The organism is Streptomyces dangxiongensis (assembly GCF_003675325.1).
GTDB classification, from domain to species: domain Bacteria; phylum Actinomycetota; class Actinomycetes; order Streptomycetales; family Streptomycetaceae; genus Streptomyces; species Streptomyces dangxiongensis.
On record NZ_CP033073.1, the window covers coordinates 3,031,089 to 3,054,512 of the forward strand.

At 71.9% G+C, this 23,424-nt stretch carries 17 protein-coding genes and 4 pseudogenes; 6 read left to right on the forward strand and 15 right to left on the reverse strand.

What is annotated here, in order from left to right; translation table 11 throughout:
- Nucleotides 1-21: 21 nt before the first annotated feature.
- Nucleotides 22-222: a PspC domain-containing protein gene (locus D9753_RS13355; RefSeq protein ID WP_121787232.1), complete on the forward strand. Its 201-nt coding sequence runs from the start codon at nucleotides 22-24 to the stop codon at nucleotides 220-222.
- A gap of 83 nt (nucleotides 223-305) precedes the next feature.
- Here D9753_RS13355 and D9753_RS13360 read toward each other — a convergent pair whose 3' ends face one another.
- Together D9753_RS13360 and D9753_RS13365 are read right to left on the reverse strand one after the other, a co-directional pair.
- Entirely contained in the window at nucleotides 306-689 is a 384-nt protein-coding gene (locus D9753_RS13360) for an ATP-binding protein (protein ID WP_121787233.1), read from the reverse strand.
- Nucleotides 690-839: 150 nt separating this feature from the next.
- Nucleotides 840-2,027 carry an adenosine deaminase gene (locus D9753_RS13365; RefSeq protein ID WP_121787234.1) on the reverse strand — a complete coding sequence of 396 codons (1,188 nt, stop codon included), beginning with the start codon at nucleotides 2,025-2,027 and terminating at the stop codon, nucleotides 840-842.
- A gap of 134 nt (nucleotides 2,028-2,161) precedes the next feature.
- Here D9753_RS13365 and D9753_RS13370 point away from each other — a divergent pair, with 134 nt between their 5' ends.
- The gene (locus tag D9753_RS13370) at nucleotides 2,162-2,926 is read left to right on the forward strand and encodes a prolyl oligopeptidase family serine peptidase (RefSeq protein ID WP_163010696.1); all 765 of its coding nucleotides are present in this window, start codon (nucleotides 2,162-2,164) and stop codon (nucleotides 2,924-2,926) included.
- A gap of 48 nt (nucleotides 2,927-2,974) precedes the next feature.
- Here D9753_RS13370 and D9753_RS13375 read toward each other — a convergent pair.
- Nucleotides 2,975-3,937, reverse strand: a pseudogene (locus D9753_RS13375) (LysR family transcriptional regulator).
- A 62-nt stretch (nucleotides 3,938-3,999) separates the two neighbouring features.
- Between D9753_RS13375 and D9753_RS13380 the strand changes: the two are divergent.
- Nucleotides 4,000-5,289 carry an MFS transporter gene (locus tag D9753_RS13380; protein ID WP_205614140.1) on the forward strand — a complete coding sequence of 430 codons (1,290 nt, stop codon included), beginning with the start codon at nucleotides 4,000-4,002 and terminating at the stop codon, nucleotides 5,287-5,289.
- Between the two features lie 107 nt (nucleotides 5,290-5,396).
- The gene (locus tag D9753_RS13385) at nucleotides 5,397-6,410 is read left to right on the forward strand and encodes a sigma-70 family RNA polymerase sigma factor (protein WP_121787235.1); all 1,014 of its coding nucleotides are present in this window, start codon (nucleotides 5,397-5,399) and stop codon (nucleotides 6,408-6,410) included.
- On the opposite strand, the gene D9753_RS13390 is transcribed toward D9753_RS13385, so the two are convergent.
- From D9753_RS13390 to D9753_RS13450, 12 genes and pseudogenes are all read right to left on the reverse strand, one after another.
- A complete protein-coding gene (locus D9753_RS13390; protein WP_240468134.1) occupies nucleotides 6,294-6,671 on the reverse strand; it encodes an STAS domain-containing protein in 378 nt (125 codons plus the stop codon). The two genes, D9753_RS13385 and D9753_RS13390, sit on opposite strands and share 117 nt — an antisense overlap.
- Before the next feature lie 182 nt (nucleotides 6,672-6,853).
- Nucleotides 6,854-8,133: pseudogene (locus tag D9753_RS13395) on the reverse strand (thymidine phosphorylase).
- 77 nt (nucleotides 8,134-8,210) lie between these two features.
- Nucleotides 8,211-8,618 carry a cytidine deaminase gene (locus D9753_RS13400; protein WP_121787236.1) on the reverse strand — a complete coding sequence of 136 codons (408 nt, stop codon included), beginning with the start codon at nucleotides 8,616-8,618 and terminating at the stop codon, nucleotides 8,211-8,213.
- Nucleotides 8,615-9,901: an ABC transporter permease gene (locus D9753_RS13405; RefSeq protein ID WP_121787237.1), complete on the reverse strand. Its 1,287-nt coding sequence runs from the start codon at nucleotides 9,899-9,901 to the stop codon at nucleotides 8,615-8,617. Before D9753_RS13405 ends, D9753_RS13400 begins: the two co-directional genes overlap by 4 nt.
- Nucleotides 9,901-11,025: an ABC transporter permease gene (locus D9753_RS13410; RefSeq protein WP_121787238.1), complete on the reverse strand. Its 1,125-nt coding sequence runs from the start codon at nucleotides 11,023-11,025 to the stop codon at nucleotides 9,901-9,903. Before D9753_RS13410 ends, D9753_RS13405 begins: the two co-directional genes overlap by 1 nt.
- A complete protein-coding gene (locus tag D9753_RS13415; RefSeq protein WP_394346807.1) occupies nucleotides 11,022-12,548 on the reverse strand; it encodes an ABC transporter ATP-binding protein in 1,527 nt (508 codons plus the stop codon). Before D9753_RS13415 ends, D9753_RS13410 begins: the two co-directional genes overlap by 4 nt.
- A 199-nt stretch (nucleotides 12,549-12,747) precedes the next feature.
- Nucleotides 12,748-13,802, reverse strand: a pseudogene (locus tag D9753_RS13420) (BMP family lipoprotein).
- 292 nt (nucleotides 13,803-14,094) lie between these two features.
- Nucleotides 14,095-15,330: an amidohydrolase gene (locus tag D9753_RS13425; RefSeq protein WP_205614141.1), complete on the reverse strand. Its 1,236-nt coding sequence runs from the start codon at nucleotides 15,328-15,330 to the stop codon at nucleotides 14,095-14,097.
- Nucleotides 15,331-15,949: 619 nt separating this feature from the next.
- A complete protein-coding gene (locus tag D9753_RS13435) occupies nucleotides 15,950-17,101 on the reverse strand; it encodes a hypothetical protein (RefSeq protein ID WP_121787241.1) in 1,152 nt (383 codons plus the stop codon).
- Between the two features lie 46 nt (nucleotides 17,102-17,147).
- Entirely contained in the window at nucleotides 17,148-18,086 is a 939-nt protein-coding gene (locus D9753_RS13440) for an N-acetylneuraminate synthase family protein (protein ID WP_121787242.1), read from the reverse strand.
- Nucleotides 18,087-18,097: 11 nt separating this feature from the next.
- Nucleotides 18,098-19,369, reverse strand: coding sequence for an acylneuraminate cytidylyltransferase (locus tag D9753_RS13445; protein ID WP_121787243.1), 1,272 nt, complete (start codon nucleotides 19,367-19,369; stop codon nucleotides 18,098-18,100).
- Nucleotides 19,370-19,392: 23 nt separating this feature from the next.
- Nucleotides 19,393-20,731: pseudogene (locus D9753_RS13450) on the reverse strand (DUF6716 putative glycosyltransferase).
- Between the two features lie 198 nt (nucleotides 20,732-20,929).
- Between D9753_RS13450 and D9753_RS13455 the strand changes: the two are divergent.
- Nucleotides 20,930-21,907 (forward strand): glycosyltransferase family 2 protein, encoded by a 978-nt coding sequence (locus D9753_RS13455; protein ID WP_121787244.1) that lies wholly within the window; start codon nucleotides 20,930-20,932, stop codon nucleotides 21,905-21,907.
- Nucleotides 21,904-23,238, forward strand: coding sequence for an alpha-2,8-polysialyltransferase family protein (locus D9753_RS13460; protein ID WP_121787245.1), 1,335 nt, complete (start codon nucleotides 21,904-21,906; stop codon nucleotides 23,236-23,238). The genes D9753_RS13455 and D9753_RS13460 overlap by 4 nt, the downstream gene beginning before the upstream one ends.
- Nucleotides 23,239-23,424: the final 186 nt, after the last annotated feature.

Below are 23,424 nucleotides of genomic sequence, written 5' to 3' on the forward strand. Positions count from 1 at the left end.
GGCGACCACGGAGGAGTCCTCATGAGCGCCCTTGCCCGCCCCACCCACGGCCGTGTGATCGGCGGAGTGTGCGCCGCGCTGGCACGGCGCTTCGGCACCTCCGCGACGACGATGCGGGTGGTCTTCCTGCTGTCCTGCCTGCTGCCGGGTCCGCAGTTCGTGCTCTACGTAGCGCTGTGGATCCTGCTGCCCGCGGAGGACCGTTCCCGTACCGCCTGGTGAGCCGGGGGCGGCGGGGCGGCCACACCACGGGGGCGCATCCGGATCTGCCGGAGCGCCCCGCCCGCGTCGTGCGGAAGCCTGCCTCAGCCGAGCGCGATGCCGTTGACCGGCACGCCGTGCGTGGGCAGACCCTGGAGCGGCATTCCGCCGAGCAGGCCGCCGACCGGCCCGGTCGGACCCTTGGCGAGGACACTCTCGGCGGTCGGCTGAGCGGCGGCCACGCCCTTGCCGACGGCCGGTACCGCGGTGGCGACACCGCGCTCGGCCAGGGGCTTGAGCAGCTTCATCGCGCCGCTGTCGGGCAGGGCCTCGATGATCCCCTCGGCCGGCAGCGCCTTGGTGACGGTGTTCAGGGTCCGGCCGGCGTCCGGGGTGGCCGGGGCCGCGTTGGCCGCGCCCGCGCCCACGGCGGCGACGGCGGCACCGAGGGCGGCGACGCCCAGGGTCTTGGCAGCAGACTGCTTCATGGTGAATGCGTCCTTGAATGCGGAGACGGGAGATCACGAACGATCCGAGCGGTCCCCGACCTAAACACGCCGGCCCACCCGCCGCAAACACCGGAATACGGACGCTTCCTGACGGTGCGCCCGCATTCCGGGGCGGCGGATGTCGCGTGGCTACCCTCCCGTACCGGTGTAACCGCTGGTGGAAGCGGTCTGCTGGAACAGCCATTCGGATTTCAGCTCGGCATATCCGGGCTTGATCACGTCATTGATCATCGCGAGTCGTTCATCGAAAGGAATGAACGCTGATTTCATCGCATTGACGGAGAACCACTGGAGGTCGTCGAGCGTGTAACCGAACGCCTCGACGAGATGCTCGAATTCCCGGCTCATCGTGGTGTGCGACATCAACCGGTTGTCGGTGTTCACGGTGGCCCGGAAGTGCAGCCGGCGCAGCAGCCCGATGGGGTGCTCGGCGTAGGAGGACGCGGCCCCGGTCTGGAGGTTGGAGCTGGGGCACAGTTCGAGCGGGATGCGCTTGTCCCGCACGTAGGAGGCGAGGCGGCCGAGGACGATCGAGCCGTCCTGGCGGACCTCGATGTCGTCGATGATCCGAACCCCGTGCCCGAGCCGGTCGGCGCCGCACCACTGCAACGCCTGCCAGATGGACGGCAGCCCGAACGCCTCGCCGGCGTGGATGGTGAAGTGGTTGTTCTCCCGCTTGAGGTACTCGAACGCGTCCAGGTGCCGGGTGGGCGGGTAGCCGGCCTCGGCACCGGCGATGTCGAAGCCGACGACGCCCGAGTCCCGGTGCCGGTTGGCGAGTTCGGCGATCTCCAGGGAGCGGGCCGCGTGCCGCATCGCGGTCAGCAGCGCGCCGACCCGGATCCGGTGGCCGTTCTCCCGGGCGAGCCGCTCGCCCTGCCGGAACCCCTCGTTCACGGCCTCCACGACCTGCTCCAGGGTCAGCCCACGGTCGAGGTGCTGCTCGGGCGCGTACCGCACCTCGGCGTAGACGACCCCGTCCTCGGCGAGATCCTCGGCGCACTCCCGGGCGACCCGGACCAGGGCGTCCCGGGTCTGCATGACGCCGACGGTGTGCCGGAAGGTCTCCAGGTACCGTTCCAGCGATCCGGAGTCGGCGGCCTCGCGGAACCAGGTCCCGAGCTTGCCGGGGTCGGTGTCGGGAAGGCCGGCGTAGCCCGTCTCCCGGGCGAGTTCGACGACGGTCCCCGGGCGCAGCCCGCCGTCGAGGTGATCGTGCAGCACCACCTTGGGCGCCCGCCGGATCTGGTCCGGCGTCGGAACGTGGACCGGGATGGCCGCCGGGACGGCCCCCGTCGGTGCAGTCTGGCTCGTCATTTCCGCACTCTAACTCCTACGCGCGTAGAGCGCTCGGGGCGCGCAGCAGCCGGTTCCGGGCACTTTTCCGTCGATACGCAACGGTGACCGCACGTACGGGTTTCGTACACCGCGCCTTCTGACACTGTTCTGTCATGGGACAGCAAGCGACTGGGGTCCGAACGGCCGGGCTGGGAGTGGCGATCGGCCCCGAGCCGATGTCGGTGGGCGGAGCGGTGCTGCTGCTCCCCGGCGGGGAGGAGGTCTCCGCCCGCCGGCCGTCCCCCGTCCGGGCGTTGACCCTGATCCGTTCCCTGGGCCGCGCGTTGGCTCGCGCGGGCCGGGCCGAGGGCCTGGCCGTCCATCCCGTGCACTACCGCTACCGGGGGTGGAACGGCAGCGAGGCGCGTCTGGCGGCGGACGCCGACTGGGCCGCCGACGAGGTCGTACGACGGTACGGGGACGTGCCGGTCTGCCTGGTCGGCGTGGACATGGGCGGGCGGGCGGCACTGCGGGCCGGCGGTCACGAGGCCGTCAACTCCGTGGTGGCGCTGGCCCCCTGGCTCCCGGAGGAGGATGTCGCGGCGCCCGCCGAGCCGGTGAAGCAACTGGCCGGGCGCCGGGTGCTGATCGTGCACGGCACGAACGACGAGCGCACCGACCCCGAGCTGTCGTTCCGGTTCGCGGCGCGGGCGAAGAAGGCGAACCGGGAGGTGTGCCGGTTCGAAGTGCACTCCGACGGGCACGGGTTGCACGGGCACCGGGCGGAAGTCGTCAGCCTGGGCGTGGACTTCGTCCTGGGGGCCCTGTTCGGCCACCGGGTGTCGCGGCCGGTGGAGGACGCGCTGGCCGCGCCGCCGCCGATCGGGCTGCGGATGCCGTTGGCGGCGGGGTTCGGCAGGTCACTGAAACGGCGGTGAGGCGGCGGGGGCCGGGGGTGCCTGGCCCCGGGGCTTCGCCGGCCCGGCTCAGGGAAGCAGGCTGCCCCGCCTGGAGAGCAGGAACTTCTTGAAGGCCGCCACGGGAGGCGTGTCCGGGCGGTCCGCCAGCCAGGCCACGCCGATCTCGCGGGCCGCCCTCGGGGCCGTGACCGTCAGTTCCACCACCCCCCGGGGCGCGGGACGGTCGGCGGTGGCAGCAGCGCCACCCCCAGCCCGGCCGCCACCAGCCCCCGCAGCGTCTCCGCCTCCTCGCCCTCGAAGGCGACGCGGGGTTTGAAGCCGGCCTCGCGGCACAGGTCGTCCGTGATCCGCCGGAGGCCGTAACCGGGCTCCAGGGTGACGAAGGTGTCGTCGGCCGCCTCGGCCAGGCGGACGCGGCGGCGGGCGGCCAGCCGGTGGTCGGCGGGGACGACCAGGCGCAGTTTCTGCTCGTCCAGGCGGCGGGCGACCAGGTCGGGGGGCGTCGGGGACGGGCGAGGTGAGGCAGAGGTCCAGCTCACCGGCGCGCAGCCGCTCCAGCATCGCCTCGCCGTAGTTCTGCACCAGGCTGAAGCGGATGCGCGGGTGGTCGGCGCGGAAGGCGTGCAGCAGGCCCGGTACGGTCTCGGCGCCCATGGTGTGCAGGAAGCCGAAGGCGACCTTGCCGGTGGCGGGGTCGGCGTCCGCGCGGATCTCCCCGGCGGCCCGCCCGACCTCGGCGAGGGCCCGCTCGACGGCGGCGAGGAAGGTGCGGCCGGCGGTGGTGAGGGAGACCGTGCGGCCGTGGCGGGCGAACAGGTCGACGCCCAGGTCCTGCTCCAGGCGGGCCATCGCCCGGGACAGCGTGGACTGGGGGACGTTCATCTCCTGCGCCGCCCGGGTGACATGCTCCGTGCGGGCCACGCCGGCGAAGTGGGCGAGGCGGGGCGCCAGCAGCCGTACCGTCTCCGTCATGTCTTCTGTGTCACCGGACGGTGACAGCCGACCCTGTGACCTCTGCTGATGCACCATGGGAACGATTATGGCGATTCCATGCATTGGACGCATGAGAGGGGTCGTCCTACGGTCGAGGCATGTCTCCCGCCAGTACCCCGGCGTCCACCAGCGTGGGCGCCGTCTCCCCCGTCCGTCCCTCCGCCTCGGACGCCGACTCCCGGCTGACTCCGGGCGGCCCCGGCTACCGCCGGATGAGCCTCGCCCTCTTCCTCGCCGGAGTCGCGACCTTCGCTCTCCTCTACTCCACCCAGGCCCTGCTGCCGCTGATCTCCGGGGAGTTCGGGGTCCAGGCGAGCGAGGCGAGCTGGACGGTGGCCGCCGCGACCGGCGGACTGGCCCTGTTCGTGCTGCCGATGAGCGCCCTGTCGGAGCGGTTCGGGCGCCGTACGGTGATGACGGCCTCGCTGGCCGTCGCCGTCACGGTCGGCATGCTGGTGCCCTTCGCGCCGTCGCTCGGCGCGCTGGTCGTGCTGCGTGCGGTGCAGGGCGCCGCGCTGGCCGGGGTCCCGGCCTCGGCGCAGGCGTACCTGGCCGAGGAGGTGCGGCCGAAGGCGCTGGTCACGGCCATCGGGCTGTTCGTGGCGGGCAACAGCGTCGGCGGGATGAGCGGCCGGGTGATCACCGGCTGGGTCGCGCAGGAGTGGGGCTGGCGGGTCTCGGTCGGCGTGATCGGCGCGCTCGCGGTCGGGTGCGCGGTGGCGTTCCGGCTGCTGCTGCCGGCCCCGCGGCACTTCACGGCGGGCTCGCTGCGCCCGCGGGTCCTGCTCGGCACGGTCCGCGGCCACCTCGCCGACCCGCTGCTGCGCCGCCTGTACGCGATCGGCGCGCTGTTCATGACGGTGTTCGGCGGCGTGTACACGGTGATCGGGTACCGGCTGACGGCGGAGCCGTTCGGGCTGCCGCAGGGGATCGTGGGCTCGATCTTCCTGGTCTACCTGGTGGGCACGGTCTCCGCGTCCACTGCGGGCCGGCTGGTGGGCCGGTTCGGCCGCCGGGGCGCGCTGTACCTGGCGGGCGGCACGACGGCCGCGGGTCTGCTGCTCTCCCTGGCCGCGTCCCTCCCGCTGGTGCTGCTGGGCCTGGTGCTGATCACGGCGGGGTTCTTCGCCGGGCACGCGGTCGCCTCCTCGGCGGTCAGCAAGACCGCCGTCCACGGCCGCGCCCAGGCCTCGGCGCTCTACCAGTCCGCGTACTACATCGGCTCCAGCGTCGGCAGCACGGTCGGAGCGGTGGCGTTCCGCTCGGACGGCTGGTCCGGCACGGTCGGTGTCGGCCTCCTCGCGGTCATCGGCGTCGTCACCATCACCGTGCTCGGCACCCGGGCGGCCCGGGTGGCGGCCCGGCGGGAGCCGGTGGGCGCGCACTGAACAGGCCTTTTCCGTACTCGGGGGGCCATTGTCAGTGGGCTGCGGTAGCTTCCAGGTGCTGGTGCGCGAAGACGCGCGGACAGGACGGCCACAGGGGTGGGTGGACGATGGGCGACAGCACGGCGACGGCGGACCTGGACGTCGCACTGGAGAAGTACCGGACGGAACTGACCGGGTACTGCTACCGGATGCTCGGTTCCTCCTTCGAGGCCGAGGACGCGGTGCAGGACACGCTGGTGCGGGCCTGGCGCAGTCACGACAAGTTCGAGGGCCGGTCCTCCCTGCGCTCGTGGCTGTACCGCATCGCGACGAACGTGTGCCTGGACATGCTGACGGCGGGCAACAAACGGGCACGGCCCATGGACCTGACCGAGTCCACCCCGCTCGCCCAGGCGGCGCTCACGCCGCGCCCGGACAACACCTGGCTGGAGCCGATGCCCGACGCGCGCGTGCTGCCGACGGCCGGCGACCCGGCGGAGGCCGCCGTCGCCAAGGAGTCCGTCCGGCTGGCCTTCATGGCCGCCCTCCAGCGGCTGCCGGCCAAGCAGCGGGTGGTGCTGATCCTGCGCGAGGTGCTGGCCTGGCGGGCGAGCGAGGTCGCCGAGCTGCTGGACACCACGGTCGCCTCGGTCAACAGCGCGTTGCAGCGGGCCCGGGCCACGCTCGCGGAGCGCGGTGACACGGGCGCCGAGGGCGCGGTGTCCGACCCGCTGGACGAGGAGCAGCGAAAGCTCCTGGAGCGCTACGTGAAGGCGTTCGAGGGGTACGACATGACGGCGCTGACGGCGCTGCTCCACGAGGACGCAGTCATGACGATGCCGCCGTTCGACCTGTGGCTGCGCGGCACCGCGGACATCACCGGTTTCATGACCACCATCGGCGCCTCCTGCGCCGGCTCCCGCCTGCTGCCGGTGCAGGCCAACGGCCTGCCGGGCTTCGCGCACTACAAGCCGGACCCGGAGAACGGCGGGTTCACCCCGTGGGCGGTGCAGGTGCTGGAGATCTCAGACGGCCGGATCACCGGTTACCACTGCTTCCTCGACACCCAGCGCTGGTTCCCCCTGTTCGGGCTGCCCCTCCACCTGGAAGCGGAGCCCGACGAGGTCCAGCAGGGCGTGTAGCGGGGGGCCGGCGCCTCGCAGCCGGATCCGCCCGCCGGCCCGGCGGGCGGCCAGCTCCAGCCGCGCCAGCAGGTCGACGGCCGCCAGTCCCGGCGGCCCGAGTCCGCCGACGTCGCAGACGACGGCGCGTTCCCCGCCGCCGCCCTCCAGCAGCGCCCGCACGCCGGCGCACAGCCCGGTCACCTCGTCAGGGCCGACGGGCCAGGGCAGCACAAGAACGGCGGGGGTCTGGGCATCCACGTCCGGGTAGACCGACGGCACGGACGGAACTCATCGCGCGGCGACGAGAGCGGTGGGCGCCGGGCCGGTCCGTCGGGGGGCGAGGGCCGTCGGAGGAAGTGCGCTCAGGGCGGCCTCCAATCGGTGCGTCACCGATCCCAGCATGCCGAACGGGACCGGCGTGGGTCCACCGGTCCCGTTCACCCGATCAGGGAAACAAAAGGTCAGGCGATACGTTCCAGCACCACCGGCGTCGCCGTGAAGTCGGTGCCGGGGGGCCGCGATGTCGTACGAGCCCGTCACCGCCTGGAGCGCGTAGTCGAAGCGCTCGGGGGTGTCCGTGTGGAGGGTGAGGAGGGGCTGTCCCTCGGTCACCGTGTCGCCGGGCTTGGCGTGCAGTTCCACGCCCGCCGCCGCCTGCACCGGGTCCTCCTTGCGGGCGCGTCCGGCGCCCAGGCGCCAGGCGGCGATGCCGATGTCGTAGGCGTCGAGGCGGGTCAGCACGCCGGAGGAGGGTGCCTTGATGACGTGCTGCTCCTTCGACGTGGGCAGCTCGGCGTCCGGGTCACCGCCCTGGGCCGCGATCATCCGGCGCCACACGTCCATCGCGGAGCCGTCGGCCAGGGCCTTCGCCGGGTCCGCGTCCTTGACGCCGGCCGCGTCGAGCATCTCGCGGGCCAGGGCGACCGTCAGCTCCACGACGTCCGCGGGGCCGCCGCCCGCCAGGACCTCGACCGACTCGCGGACCTCCAGGGCGTTGCCCGCGGTGAGGCCGAGGGGGGGTGGACATGTCGGTGAGGAGCGCGACCGTCCGCACGCCGTGGTCCGTGCCGAGGCCGACCATCGTGGACGCCAGCTCGCGGGCGTCGGCCAGCGTCTTCATGAAGGCGCCCGTGCCGACCTTCACGTCCAGGACCAGGCTGCCGGTGCCCTCCGCGATCTTCTTCGACATGATCGACGAAGCGATCAGGGGGATCGCCTCGACCGTGCCGGTCACGTCCCGCAGGGCGTACAGCTTCTTGTCCGCGGGGGCCAGGCCGTCCCCCGCCGCGCAGATCACCGCGCCGGTGGTGTCGAGGACGTGCAGCATCTCCTCGTTGGAGAGCAGGGCGCGCCAGCCGGGGATCGACTCCAGCTTGTCCAGGGTGCCGCCGGTGTGGCCGAGGCCGCGGCCGGAGAGCTGGGGCACGGCGGCGCCGCAGGCCGCGACCAGCGGGGCCAGGGGCAGGGTGATCTTGTCGCCGACGCCGCCCGTGGAGTGCTTGTCGGCCGTCGGGCGGGACAGCGCCGAGAACTCCATGCGCTCGCCGGAGGCGATCATGGCCGCGGTCCAGCGGGCGATCTCGCGGCGGTTCATGCCGTTGAGCAGGATCGCCATGGCGAGCGCGGACATCTGCTCGTCGGCGACCTCGCCGCGGGTGTACGCGTCGATGACCCAGTCGATCTGCTCGTCGCTCAGCTCACCGCGGTCCCGCTTGGTGCGGATGACGGAGATGACGTCCATGGCCATGGCTGTGGCTTCCTTCCGGGAGGTGCGAAGTGCACGGCCCCCCTGAGCGGATCAGGGGGGCCGTACGGGAGTTACTTGGTGAGATGGTCCGGGCCGAAGGCCTGGGGCAGCATCTCGGCGAGCGGGAGGACGCCCGCGGGGGTGTCCAGCAGCAGGTCCGGGCCGCCGAACTCGTAGAGCAGCTGGCGGCAGCGGCCGCACGGGACCAGCAGGGCGCCGGTGCCGTCCACGCAGGTGAAGTGCGTGAGCCGGCCACCGCCGGTGCGCTGGAGCTGGGAGACGAGGCCGCACTCGGCGCACAGGCCGAGGCCGTAGGAGGCGTTCTCGACGTTGCAGCCGGTGACCGTGCGGCCGTCGTCCACCAGGGCCGCCACGCCGACCGGGTAGCCGGAGTACGGGGCGTAGGCGTGGGACATGGCCTCCCGCGCCTCGGCGCGCAGCGCCTCCCAGTCGAACCCGTCGGCCGGTGTCGCCGTCACTTGCCCTGCCCCTTGCGGTAGCGCATGCCGTCCGCCTTCGGCATCCGCAGGCGCTGCGCGGACAGCGACAGCACGAGCAGCGTGACGACGTACGGGGTGGCGCCGACGAAGTCGCTGGGGACCTCGTCGGTGAGCAGGTACCAGACCAGGACCAGCGCGGCCATGACGGCGCTGATCACGCCCTGCCACAGGGCCTTCTTGTACAGCTTCCAGCCGGCCAGCAGGGCGAGCAGGACGACCAGCAGCAGGAGCAGGGCGTGGACCGTGACACCACCGTTGCGCAGTTGGAGCGCGTCGGAGTAGCCGAACAGGCCCGCGCCCATCGCGAGGCCGCCGGGGCGCCAGTTGCCGAAGATCATGGCCGCGAGGCCGATGTAGCCGCGGCCTCCGGTCTGGCCCTCCAGGTAGGTGTGGGAGGTGACCAGCGCGAGGAACGCGCCGCCGAGGCCGGCCAGACCGCCGGAGACGGCCACGGCCGCGTACTTGTAGCGGTAGACGTTGACGCCGAGCGACTCCGCGGCGGTCGGGTTCTCGCCGCAGGAGCGCAGCCGCAGCCCGAACGGCGTGCGCCACAGCAGCCACCAGCTACCGACGAACAGCAGCACGGCCAGGATCGTCACCACGGACAGGTTCGTGATCAGACCGCCGATGATGCCGGCCAGGTCGGAGACCAGGAACCAGTGGTGCTTCTCCACCGACGCGAGGGCGTCCGAGAGGCCGGGGAAGGTGACGTCGGGCAGCGAGTCCGCGGGCGGGGACTGCTTGGGGTTGCCGCCCGCCTCCGCGGCCGTGCCGCCGGCGAAGAACAGCTTGGCGAGGTACTGGGTGGCGCCGAGCGCGAGCAGGTTGACGGCGACACCGGAGACGATGTGGTCGACGCCGAAGGTGACGGTGGCCACGGCGTGCACCAGACCGCCGAGGACACCGAAGCCGATGCCGCACAGCAGGCCGAGCCAGGGGCTGGACTGCCAGCCGATCCAGCCGGCGCCGAAGGTGCCGAGGATCATCATGCCCTCGAGGCCGATGTTGACGACACCGGCCCGCTCGGACCACAGGCCGGCGAGACCGGCGAGGCCGATCGGGACGGCGAGGGCGAGCGCGGCGGCGACCTGTCCGGCGGAGTCGAGCTGGTTCGCGCCGGTGATCACGCGGACCGCGGCGAGGAGCAGCAGCGCACCCGCGACGATCATGAGGGTCAGTCCCAGGGAGCGGCCGGAGCGCTGGGGGGCGCCCGGTGCCCTGGGCGCCGCGGGCGGCGGCGCGTCGGTCATCGTGGCAGTCATCACGCCACCTCCTGCTTCTTCGTCGCGACGGCCTGGGCGGCGAGTTCGGCGCCCACCTTCTGCTGCTGGCGCTTGAGGCCGTAGCGCCGTACGACCTCGTAGGCGATCACGACGCAGAGGACGATGACGCCCTGGATGACGCCGAGGATCTCCTTGTCGTAGCCCTGGAACTCCAGGTGGTTGGTGGTGCGCTCCAGGAAGCCCCAGAGCAGCGCGCCGAGCGCGATGCCGATCGGGTTGTTGCGGCCGAGCAGCGCGATGGCGATGCCGGTGAAGCCGATCCCGCTGGGGAAGCTGTTGTCGTACTGGTGGCTCTCGTTCAGCAGCGTCGGCATGCCGATCAGACCGGCCACCGCACCCGAGATGATCATGCTGGTGGCGATCATCTTCTTCACCGAGACACCGCTCGCGGAGGCGGCGCTCTCGGACTGGCCGACGGTGCGCAGGTCGAAGCCGAACCGGGTGCGGCCGAGCACGAACCAGTACGCGACACCGACGAGCACGGCGACGACGATGAAGCCGTCCAGGACACCGGCCGGGCCGGTGTCGATGTTGAAGAAGTGCGCGGACGACGGCAGCGGCTTGGTGGACACGAGGGTGCCCGCCTCGTCGAGCTGGCCGAGCTTCCCGGGCTGGAGCAGGTAGCCGATGATCGCGGTGGCGATCGAGTTCAGCATGATGGTCGCGATGACCTCGCTGACACCGCGGGTCACCTTCAGGACGCCGGCGATGGCCGCCCACAGGGCACCGGTCGCCATGGCGCAGATGATGATCAGCGGGATGGCGAGCCAGCCGGGCACGGTGAGCGCCCCGCCGAGCACGGCGGCGACGAACGCGGCGAGCCGGTACTGGCCGTCGACACCGATGTTGAACAGGTTCATGCGGAAGCCGATGGCCACCGCGACACCCGCCAGGTAGTACGTCGTCGCCTTGTTCAGGATGAAGACCTGGCTGTCGCTGGCGAAGCCGTAGGTCATCATGTCGTGGAAGGCGGGACCGGGGTTCTTGCCGGTCGCGGCGATCACCAGGGCGGTGACGACGAGCGCGGCGACGACCGCCAGCAGCGGCGCCGCGATCCCGAGGAGCAGCCGCTCCTTGTCGATCCGTGAGGTCAGCTTCTTCATCGCGCGTCGTCCTCTGTGTGCTCCAGGTGCCCGGTGGCCGCACCCGTCATGGCGGAGCCCAGCTCTTCGGGGGTGATCGTGGCGGGGTCCGCGTCGGCGACCAGACGGCCGCGGTACATCACTCGCAGGGTGTCGGAGAGGCCGATCAGCTCGTCGAGGTCGGCGGAGATGAGCAGCACGGCCAGGCCCTCGCGGCGGGCCTCGCGGATGTGGTCCCAGATCGCGGCCTGCGCGCCGACGTCCACCCCGCGGGTGGGGTGGGCGGCGATGAGCAGCTTGGGGTGGTGGCTCATCTCGCGGCCGACGATCAGCTTCTGCTGGTTGCCGCCGGACAGCGAGGCCGCGGTCACGTCGATGCCGGGGGTGCGCACGTCGTAGGCCTCGACGATGCGCTGGGTGTCGGCGCGGGCCGCCTTGGGGTCGAGCAGTCCGCCGCGCGAGTTGGGCTTCTCGGTGACGTGGCCGAGTATGCGGTTCTCCCACAGCGGTGCTTCCAGGAGCAGGCCGTGGCGGTGGCGGTCCTCGGGGATGTAGCCGATGCCGGCCTCGCGGCGGTTGCGGGTGGGCGTCTGCGAGATGTCGGCGCCGTCGAGGCGGACGACACCGGCGTCCGGCCGGCGCATGCCCATGATCGCCTCGACCAGCTCGGACTGGCCGTTGCCCTCCACGCCGGCGATGCCCAGGACCTCGCCCTTGTGGATGATGAGGGAGATCTCGTCCAGGATGACCCGCTCGACGCCGTCGAGGTCGGTCTGGGTGAGATGCACGCCGTCCAGCGTCAGCATGGGCACCTCGGTGACCGTGGACTCCTCGGTCTCCGGCGTGGGCAGTTCGCTGCCGACCATCAGCTCGGCGAGCTGCCTGGGAGTGGTGCCCTTCGGCTCGACCGTGCCGACGGTGGTGCCGCGCCGGATGACGGTGATCTCGTCGGCGACGGAGAGCACCTCGCCCAGCTTGTGGGAGATGAAGATGACGGTGAGGCCCTCGGCCTTCAGTTCGCGCAGGTTGGCGAAGAGGGCGTCGACCTCCTGCGGCACCAGGACGGCGGTGGGCTCGTCCAGGATGAGGGTCCGGGCACCGCGGTAGAGGACCTTGAGGATCTCCACGCGCTGGCGGTCGGCGACACCGAGTTCCTCGACGAGGGCGTCGGGCCGGACGCCGAGCCCGTAGGCGTCGGAGATCTCGATGATCCTGGCCCGCGCCCTGCCTCCGATGCCGTGCAGCTTCTCCGCGCCGAGGACGACGTTCTCCAGCACGGTGAGGTTGTCGGCGAGCATGAAGTGCTGGTGCACCATGCCGATGCCGCGGGCGATGGCGTCGCCGGGGTTGTTGAGGACGACCTGTTCGCCGCCGACGGTGATGGTGCCCTCGTCCGGCTGCTGCATGCCGTAGAGGATCTTCATCAGGGTGGACTTGCCGGCGCCGTTCTCACCGCACAGGGCGTGGACGGTGCCCGTGCGGACCGTGATGTCGATGTCGCGGTTGGCGACGACGCCGGGGAAACGCTTGGTGATGCCGCGCAGTTCGACGGCAGCGGGAGGGCTGGACGCGTTGATGGCGCACTCTCCTCGGGGAAAGGGGCTGCGGGGAGGGGGCAGGCGTCGGCGACGCTAGCGCGGCAACTCCGTGCTACACGCGTAGAGTTGACACATTGTTATGGCTCGGCCGGGGGCTCCGGGAGGCGCCCCCGCGCCGAGCCTGGGTCCGGTGGGACCCGTCAGGTCACGGGGTGGTCTTGACCTTGATCGAGCCGTCGACGATCTCTTCTTCTTCGCGGCGTCCAGCTTGGCCTGGATGTCACCGATGAAGCCACCGCTGGTGGCCAGCTTCACGCCGTCCTTGGCGAGCGAGTAGCTGTTGGTGCCGGTCAGCGGCTTGCCACCGTGGACGGACTTGATGAAGTCGTACACGCCGACGTCGACGTTCTTGACCATGGAGGTCAGGATCGCGTTCTTGTACTTGGCCAGACCCGGGATGTTGTACTGGTCCGAGTCCACGCCGATGGCCCAGGCGCCCTTCTTGCCGCTGACGGCCTCGATCGCGCCGTTGCCGGAGGAGCCGGCCGCCGTGTAGATGACGTCGGCGCCGTTGTCGAGCATGCCCTGCGCGGCCTCCTTGCCCTTGTCGGGGCTGGCGAAGCCGGAGGTGTCCGAGCCGTGGGACAGGTACTGGGTGTCGACCTTGATCTTGGCGTTGGTGTCCTTGACGCCCTGGACGTAGCCCGCCTCGAACTTCTTGATCAGCGGGACGTCGACACCGCCGACGAAGCCGACGTGCTTCGACTTGGTCTTCAGCGCGGCGGCGACACCGGCCAGGTAGGAGCCCTGCTCCTCGGTGAAGTTGATGCTGTCGACGTTCTTGGCGTCCACGACCGAGTCGACGATGCCGAAGCTGGTCTTCGGGTACTTCGCCGCGACCTTGGCCATGGAGGCGGCGTACGCGTAACCGACACCCACGACGGGGTTGTAACCGGCCTCCGCCAGGTCCGACAGGCGCTGCTCGCGGTCGGCCTCGGTGTCCGAGGTCTTGGCGGTCAGCTCCTTGATGTCACCGCCGAACTCCTTCTTGGCCTGGTCGGCACCGCGCGCGGCGGAGTCGTTGAAGGAGCGGTCACCACGGCCGCCGACGTCGAACGCGAGGCCGATCTTGACGCCCTTGCCGTTACCGGAGGAGGACGGGCTGTCGTTGTCGGAGGAGGTGCTGCCACAGGCAGTGGCAGTCATTGCGAGTGCTGCGGACGCGATACACGCAGCGGAAAGCTTGGCTACCCGGCGCACGGGAAGGCTCCTTCACCTGACCTGAGCGCCATGTCGGCGCTTGATGTGAGCACCGTGTCGGTACTCGAGCCGGGACGCCCGTTCGGCGTCGGCTTCGCGGCATCGTAACGCGCGTAGATGTCAGAAAAACACCTCTCGCGAAGCCGTTATCGATTCGAGGCAAACAGTGCCTGAACTCGCGCTCCGGGCCTTGTCGCGCCGCTGTCGCGCACCGTGAACGAATGGCTTGTATCCGTGTTGCGCCGGGCGGGGAGGCGGCCTTCCGAGGGGGCCGCCCCGCTTGGTTCCGGGCTCAGCCGCGGGCCTCGCCGATGTCCAGGAAGGCCGCCGCGGTGAACATCTCCACGCCCACCGTGATCGCGTACTCGTCGGCGTCGAAATCGCCCTGGTGCAGGTCACGCACCGTGCGCTCGCCGGGCCGGCGCACGCCGAGCCGGGCCATCGCGCCGGGCACCCGCTCCAGGTACCAGGAGAAGTCCTCGCCGCCGAGGCTCTGCTCGGTGCTCTCGACGGACTTCATGCCGCGCCGGGCGACCATGGCGCGGCGCAGCACCTCGGTGGACTCCCGGTCGTTGACGACGGGCGGCACTCCGCGCACGTAGTTGATCTCCGACTTGGCCCGGTGCAGCGTGGCGACCTCGTCGATGGCCGCGTGCACGATGTCGGGCGCCAGCCGCCAGGCCTCCAGGTCCAGGCAGCGCACGGTCCCGGACAGCTCGGCGTGCTGCGGGATCACGTTCGGGGCGTGCCCCGACTCGATCCGGCCCCAGGTGAGGGCGAGACCGGCGCGGGTGTCGACGCGGCGGGCGATCAGCGCGGGCACGTCGACGGCGACGCGGGCGGCGGCGGTGACCAGGTCGGTGGTCAGGTGGGGGCGGGCGGTGTGGCCGCCGGACCCGTCGAGCGCGATCTCCAGCCGGTCGCAGGCGCTGGTGATCGCGCCGTGCCGCAGGCCGATCCGTCCGGCGTCCACCCGGGGGTCGCAGTGCACGGCGAGGATCCGGCCCACGCCGTCCAGCGCGCCGTCCTCGATGGCGCTCAGGGCGCCGCCGGGCAGGACCTCCTCGGCGGGCTGGAAGACCAGTCGGACCGGCCGGGGCAGCAGGCCCTTGGCGTGCAGGTCGGCGAGGACGAGGCCGGCGCCGAGGACGACGGTCGTGTGGACGTCGTGACCGCAGGCGTGCGCCCGGTCGGGCACGGTCGACCGGTACGGGCAGTCGGCCTTGGTGTCCGGGATGGGCAGGGCGTCGATGTCGGCGCGCAGCGCGAGCAGCGGCACGGCCGGCTGCTCACCCTCCGCGAGCCCGATGTCACAGACGAGTCCGGTTCCGGTGGCGAGGACGCGGGGCTTGAGACCGGCTTGCTCCAGCCGCTCCTTGATCGCGGCGGTGGTGCGGAACTCCTGGTTGCCCAGCTCCGGGTGCATGTGCAAGTCACGTCGGAACGCGACGAGTTCGGCGTGCAGGGACTCGCTCAGCACGCCGGGGAGCACATCGCCCGGGAGGCCGGCCTCGGACTCTGAGGACATCAATTGCTTCACCCTCTGAAGGGTAGGACGCCCGGCCGGTCAACTACCCCTGGTTCAACAAAAGTTCAGCCCGTTAGGGGAATAAAATCTGACCGTCGGACGCATGGCGGCGGACTCTGTTGGGTAAAACCTCTGTTTCCTCCTTCCACGCATACCACGCCTCGCCGGTGTCACGCGCGCCATGTCCACGAACCGGACCCCCACGCGCCCCGGCCCCGGCGGGCCACGGCGCCGCTGCCCGGGCGGGCGTCCGGGTCGCCGCCGCGTCCCCGGGCCTCGCCCGGGCGGTCGCATCTGGCCGGGCGGCCGTGGTGCGCAAGGAGAGGCCGGGACCGGCATCAGCAGTATTCGGCCCTCCGGCCTTCGGGCACCTTGTAGCAACCGGAGACGACGGTCAGGCTGAGCTCGGGCCGCTCCCTGTTCGACAGCTTGGCGATGTGCACGCCGGCCTTCTTCCGCGAACCCCACGGCCCTGCCGAAGTCCGGGTTCGGGTGCGTGTGCACGGCTCGGCGCTCGATCGCCGCCGTCGGGTCGGTCGTGCCGGACGACGGCGACACCGTGCCGCCCTCGGGCACCTTTCCGCCGGCCTCCCGCGCGATCGGGCGCCCGGCTCCGCAGTTACGCCGGGCTGACCGCCGTCAGCCGGTGGACGTCCCTGGCCGTGCCCGTGACGCCGGACAGGAAGCCCTGGGCCCGGGGGGAGGCGGTGTCCGTCAGCCAGCTCGGGTCGATGTCGCAGACCGCCACGCGGACACCGGTGCCGGCCAGGGCCAGCGGGAGGGTGTGGACGACCGTCGAGGGGAAGCTGAGGACCGTACGGCCGATCGGGCCGCGGCGGGCGATCAGCTCCAGCGGGAGGTCCGGGCGGACGACCTCCAGGCCGGTCTCGGCGGCCAGCCGGTGCAGTTTCCCGGCGCTCTCGCGGCGGTGGGCGAAATAGCGGGTGGCGCCGTGGGCCTTGGCCAGGTCGCGGACGGCCGTCAGATAGCGGTCGCCGTCCACGACGCCGGTCTCCACCAGGGAGGTGCCGACCAGGTCCGCTCCCTTGGTGATGCGCGGCGGGCCGAAGCGGGCTCGGGTCCAGGCGAAGTCGTTGGCGGTGACGGTGACGCCGTCCGGGGTCTCCGTCACCGGCATCGAGGAGAACACCTCGACGCGGCGGTGCGCGCTGGGGGTGAGCCGGCGGCGCGCCGAGGAGGACACCGGCGCGAAGAGCAGGTCGCGGGCGCCGGGACGACCGCCCTTGCGGTGCCAGCGGACCAGGCGTTCCCCGCGGGCGAGCTGGGCGACGAACTCCATCGTCGCCGTGCCGTCGTCCACGACCACGAGGTCGCGGGCGCGGGTGATGGTCAGCAGGAGCTGTACGTAGCGGGAGAAGGGGTCGCCCATCACGATCCGCTCGGCCCGGCGCAGGGAGCCGGCCAGGCCGCCGATGGTGTGGAAGGGCGCGGTCGTCCCGCCCCGCGCCTCCTCCCAGCGCACCCGGTACCCCTCGTCCCGGGCCAGGTCGGCCATGCGGCGCAGTTGGCCCCGGGTCATGGGGTCGGTCGGGGACAGGACGACGAGGGTGAGCTGCGCGCCGGCCGGCGGCGCCGGTTCTCCGGCCGCGGGCCGGCGGGCCCGGGCGGGCGGGGCCGGCCGGGCCTGCCCGGCGGTGCCGTGCAGGCCGTGGGCGTGCGCCCACTCCAGTACGTTCAGTAGCTGTACCGGGCTCTCCACGAAGGCGAGCGTGTGGGCGGGGTGGCCGGTGCGACCGGCGCGGGGGCTCATCTGGGTACGACCGTCCCGTCGTAGGGCAGTAAGGCGGTCACGGTGCTCAGACCGAGACCGGCTCGCCCGCCGCCGCGGCGATCTCCGCCTCGGCGACGGCGCCGGCGACGCGGCGCAGCTTCTTCATGGGGCCCAGCTCGGAGTCGTAGACCTTCTTGACGCCGTCGCCGAGGGAGGCCTCGATGGTGCGGATGTCGCGGACCAGGCGGGTCAGGCCCTGGGGCTCGACGGAGGCGGCCTGGTCGGAGCCCCACATGGCGCGGTCGAGGGTGATGTGGCGCTCGACGAAGACGGCGCCGAGGGCGACGGCGGCCAGCGTGGTCTGGAGGCCGGTCTCGTGGCCGGAGTAGCCGATCGGGACGTTCGGGTACTCCTTCTCCAGCGTGTTGATCACGCGGAGGTTCAGCTCCTCGGCCTTGGCCGGGTAGGTGGAGGTGGCGTGGCAGAGGAGGATGTTGTCCGAGCCAAGGACCTCCACCGCGTGGCGGATCTGCTTCGGGGTGGACATGCCGGTGGAGAGGATGACGGTGCGGCCGGTCGCGCGCAGGGCGCGCAGCAGCTCGTCGTCGGTCAGGGAGGCGCTGGCCACCTTGTGGGCGGGGACGTCGAACTTCTCCAGGAACGCGACGGCCTCGGTGTCCCACGGGGAGGCGAACCAGTCGATCCCCTTCTCCTTGCAGTACTCGTCGATCCGGCGGTACTCGTCCTCGCCGAACTCCACCCGGTGGCGGTAGTCGATGTAGGTCATCCGGCCCCAGGGGGTGTCGCGCTCGATGTCCCACTGGTCGCGCGGGGTGCAGATCTCCGGGGTGCGCTTCTGGAACTTCACGGCGTCGCAGCCGGCCTCGGCGGCCACGTCGATCAGCTTGAGGGCGTTCTCCAGCTCACCGTTGTGGTTGATGCCGATCTCACCGGTGATGTAGACGGGGCGGCCGGGGCCGGCCTCGCGCGAACCGAAGGTGCGGAGACGGGAGTTGGTGCTCATCAGGGATGTCCTTACTTGGGGAGGGAATCGAGAGAGGGGCCGAGGATCCAACTGGCGATCTCCCGGATCGCGCCGTCACCGCCGGGGACGGTGGTGACCGCGCGTGCGGCGCCGCGTACGACGTCGTGGGCGCTCGCGACCGCCACGGGCCCGCCGACGAGGGCGAAGCACGGGAGGTCGTTGACGTCGTTGCCGACGTAGAGCACGCGCTCCGGCGCGATGCCCTGCTCCTCGCACCACTGCTTCAGCGCGAGGTCCTTGCGGTCGATGCCGTGCAGCACGGGGATCCGCAGCTTGCGTGCGCGGGCGGCGACGACCGGGTTCTGTTCCGTGGACAGGATCAGCAGTCTCAGGCCGCTCCTGCGGAGGGCCGCGACGCCGAGTCCGTCGCCGCGGTGCACGGCGACGAACTCCCGTCCGTCGGAGTCGATCAGCACCCGGTCGTCGGTCTGGGTGCCGTCGAAGTCGAGTACGACCGCGTCGATGTCGTCGGCGGTCGGCAGCGCGCCGGGCCGGTCCGCGTCGAAGAGCGGGGCGAGGGCGCGGGCGCGGGCCAGGTCGTGCGGGTCGTCGATCTCCAGCACCCGGGCCGGGTCGGTGCGCACCAGCTCGGTACGGCCGAAGAAGCGGTGGTGGTGGGTGCGGAAGCCGGCCGCGTCCATCGCGTAGGCGGCGCCGGTCTCCAGCAGGTCCTGGGGGCGGTCCTGACGGCGGGGGCGGAAGGACTTGTCGTGGTTGACGCCGTGGCCGCCCGCGCCGCCGGAGGTGTCCGCGGCGTCCGAGGCGTCCGAGGCGTCCGAGGCGTCCGAGGCGTCCCGCCACACGAAACCGTGGAAGGGCGCCACGGTGACGGCGGTGTCGGCGCCGTCCTCGGCGACGGCGGCGGCCACCCCGTCGATGTCCTCGCGGACCAGGAAGGGGCTGGTGCACTGCACGAGCAGCACCACGTCGACGGCCGCGCCGTGCAGCGCCTCGTGGGTGTCCATGGCGTGCAGGACGGCGGCCTCCGAGGTGGCCGTGTCGCCGGCGATGACGGCCGGCCGCAGCACGACCTCGGCGCCTGCCTCGCGGGCGACGGCGGCGATGGCCTGGTCGTCGGTGGACACGACGACGTCGGTCACCAGCCGGGCCGCCCGGCACTCGCGCACCGCGCGCGCCACCAGCGGGACACCGCCGACGGGGGCGAGGTTCTTCGCGGGCACGCCCTTGGAGCCGCCGCGCGCGGGGATCACCGCGAGGACCCGGCGGACCGGGGCGCCCGGGCCCGCTTCCGAGTGGGACATGGGGTTCACTCCTTGGGAAGAGGTCACAGCCCGCCCATCCGCCGGATCACCGGGGCGACCCGCTGGACGCCGTGCCGGTAGGCGCCGCGCGCGGCCCGGCGCACGATCTGGCGGACGGGTCCGGGCGCCTTGTCGGCGGCGGGCGCGCCGGGCAGCGGTGCGCCGTCGGGGCCGAGGTGGTGGCGGGCGAGGATGCCGGGCAGATAGCCGGGCGCGGTCTCGGGGGTGTAGTAGGGGTTCAGGGGCGGCAGGTGCCCGGACCGCTCCAGCAGCTCGGCGATGCGCGCGCGGGCCGCGTCGAACGCGGTGGCGTACGACCCCGCACCGCCGGAGGTGCCGCCGGCGGCGACGCCCTGCCGGGCCACCCACTCCTCGTCCGGCACCGGCTGGTGCCCGGCGTCGAGCTGGTTCCAGGAGGCGAGGCACCCGGAGCCGGTGAAGTGGTGGTTGCCGAGCGCCTCGCGCACCCCGAGGTCGGTGAGGACGGCTGTCGGCACGCGGCGGTGCAAGGCCTCCAGGGCGGCCGTGGAACTGACCGTGACCAGCAGGTCGGTACGGTCCAGCACGTCACCCATGTGCCCGTACACCAGCTTGAGGTTGGGCGGCAGGTCGATGCCCTGGACCAGCTTCTCGGTACGGCAGTTCCTCGATGTGGGTTGTGTGTTCGCCGGGTTTGGAGCGCAGCTTCAGCAGCACCTCGCGTCCGGGGTGCTTCCGGGCGTGCTCGATGAGCCGGCCGAGCAGGTAGGTACGGTCCCGGCGGTTGTCCGGGACGGACGGCTGGGCGGCGAACACGACGGTGTACGGCTCGTGTCCGCCGGTGTGGGGGTCACCGCCGAGGAAGGGCAGCGCGACCTCCGTGACGGCTGAGGCGTCGGCCCCCACTCCTTCGTACACGGCCCGGAACCGGTCCGCGTCGTGGCGGGAGTTGGCGAGGACGAGGTCCGCGCCGTGCCGCAGCAGCAGCCCGTCGGTGAGCTTCTCGTAGACGACACCGACGTAGCCGGTGACGACGACGGGACGCCTCCCGGCGCCCCAGGCGTTCCGCAGTCCGTGCAGCACGGCCTGCACGCCGCCGCCGACCAGGGCGAGGACGAGGACGTCGTACCGCTCGTCGGGGTCCTCGGTCATCGCCCGCAGGAACTCGACGGCCGTGACCTCACGGAGGGAGTCCGCCCGGACGCCGATCTCGTCGAGCTGGCGGGCGGTGGGAGTGGCGCGCCCTCGCAGGAGGTAGCCGTCGAGCCGGACCTCGGCAGCCGGCGGAGTGAGCCGTCGCGCGGTGAGCGCGCCCCACTTCCACCGGGTGTCGGAGTCCGCGAGGACGGCGATCCGGAGGGACTTCATTGCACTTGCTGGCACGCCGAAGACGCTAGAAAGCCATTCCGAGATTCCGCCCAACCCGGGCACAACAAACGGTTAACAGCACATCGCCGAATGGGGAATCGGGCCGTGATCCGGTCGGGAAAAGGCCTGGTTCACAGCTTCGCCATGTGCCGTTCACCGGGTATCAAGCAGACGGTCAAGACGAATGACGGGCCGCACCCTAACGTCCCTGACGTGGTCAAGCTCTCCGTCATCGTGCCGTTCTACAACGTGCAGCAATATGCGCCCGACACGCTCAGGAGCCTCCGGGCGAACGCGCGTGAGGACTTCGAATTCATTCTCGTCGACGACTGTTCCCGCGACGGGACACCAGAGATCCTCGCGCACGCGGAGCGCGAGCTGCCGGGCGCGGTCCTGGTCCGGCACGAGCGGAACGGGGGTCTGGCGACCGCGCGCAACACCGGTATCGACCGGGCGCGCGGGGAGTACCTGACGTTCCTGGACGGCGACGACTGGCTCGCCGCCGGCTACCTCCCGCGGCTGGTCACGGCCATCGAGGAACTGGGCTGTGACTTCCTGCGTACCGACCATGTGCAGTGCACCGCCCGGTCGCGCAGTGTGCACCGGGTGCCGGTGGGCCGCCGGAACACCGTGCTGGACCCGCGGGAATCGATCCTGCCCGCCGACCGCTCCACCTCCGTGGACTACGCCTACGCCTGGGCGGGCGTCTACCACCGCCGGCTCCTGGACAAGGGGCTGCTGCACTTCACCGACGGGCTGCGCACGGCCGAGGACCGGCCGTGGATCTGGAAGCTGCACCGGGAGGCGGAGTCCTTCGCCGCGGTGAGCCTGCTCGGCGTGTTCTACCGGCGCGGGGTCGCCTCGTCGCTCACCCAGATCGGTGACGTCCGGCAGCTCGACTTCATCCGCGCGTTCGACCAGGTCGTCGCGGAGACCGCGGCCGACCGGGAGGCCGGCGCGCTGCTGCCGAAGGCCGTCCGCACCTACTGCGCGATCATCTCCCATCACCTGGGATCCATCGAAAGGTTCGAGCCGGCGGTGGCCAAGCAACTGAAGTCCCTGAGCGCCGCCGCCCTGCGGCGCATGCCGCAGGACGTGCTCGACGAGGCACTGGACTCCATGGACCTCCAGCGCGCCACCCGGCTGCGCCGGCTGCGCCGCCGTCCCGCCCCCGCGGGAGCCGCCGCGTGACCACCCAGATCTTCCAGGCGTCGACGCTGTACGGCACGGCCACGCTCGCCGCCGCCCTGGACTCCGGCTGCTTCCGCCCGGCCGACCGGCGCATCCTCCTGGTCTGCAACAACGCGGCCACGCCCGAGACCTCACCCGCCCTGGACGAGATGCCGGGCTTCGAGCGGCTGCGCGACCGGTTCGACGACGTGGTGTCGTACAACGCGGCGATCTTCCCGTTCCACCCCGGCGGCTGGGCTCCCCGCGGGGACGACCTGCCGCTGTGGGAGCGGTATCTGCGCCACGAGTGGCGGCTCGGCACCGACGACGTCGAGCTGGCGGTCGAGTCGATCCAGGTCAGTCCGTCGCTGGCGCTCGCGCAGATCTTCACCGGCGCCCCGGTCACCGTCTACGCCGACGGTCTGATGAGCTACGGCCCCACCCGCAACAAGATCGACCCGCTGGTCGGGACCCGCGTGGACCGCGTCCTGCACCTGGACCTGGTGCCGGGTCTGGAGCCGCTGCTGCTCACCGAGTTCGGCGTGCCCGGCGAGATCGTGCCGTCGCCCGCCTTCACCAAGGTCCTCGCCACGCTGGCCTCCTCCGGCGAGGAGCTGCCGGAGATCGAGGAGCCCGCGCTGCTGCTCGGCCAGTACCTGTCCGCGCTGGACATCCTCACCGCCGAGGAGGAGGAGGACCTGCATGTGCGGATGCTGAGGGGCGTGGCCGGGCTCGGGCACACGCGGGTGGTGTTCAAGCCGCACCCGTCCGCTCCGGCGCGCTTCACCCGCTCCCTGGAGACCGAGGCGGAGCGGCTGGAGGTCGAGCTGACCGTCCTCGACACGCCGGTGCTCGCGGAGGTGCTGTACCAGCGGATGCGGCCCGCGCTGGTCGTCGGCTGCTTCTCCACCGCCCTGCTCACCGCCTCCGCGCTGTACGGCCTGCCGGTCGCCCGGGTGGGCACCGAACTGCTGCTGGAGCGGCTCACGCCGTACGAGAACAGCAACCGCGTCCCGGTCACCGTCGTGGACGCGCTGCTGCCCGAGCTGACCGACCGGACGGCCGTCGCCGGGCAGCGCCGGGGCATGGACGTGGAGACGCTGGGCGCGCTGGTGCGTGCGGTGGGCTTCGCGATGCAGCCGAAGATCCTGCCGGGGCTGCGCGCGGAGACCGAGAGCTGGCTCGGGAGGAACCTGAACGAGCGGATACTGCGCTACTTCAAGCGCAAACGGCTGACCGCGCTGGCCCTGCCCGGCGGGGTGCCCGCCCAGTTGGCGTTCATCCCGCGCAACGCGACGGTCCGCCGGGTGGCACGCAAGGCGCGCAGCCTGCGCAGGTCCGTACGGCGGTGAATTCCACCCGCCCGGCATTCGGCATTGCCGGGCGGACTGCCGGACGGGTGGCGGAATCAGGAAGTAAAGACGAAGAACGGGTTAACGGACGGGGGTGGCCGGGCGAACGATGCCCGGTCGGCGGAAATACCGCTCGACGTGCCACGGAAATTCACATGAAAATCCGAACCGAGCAACGTTTGTTCG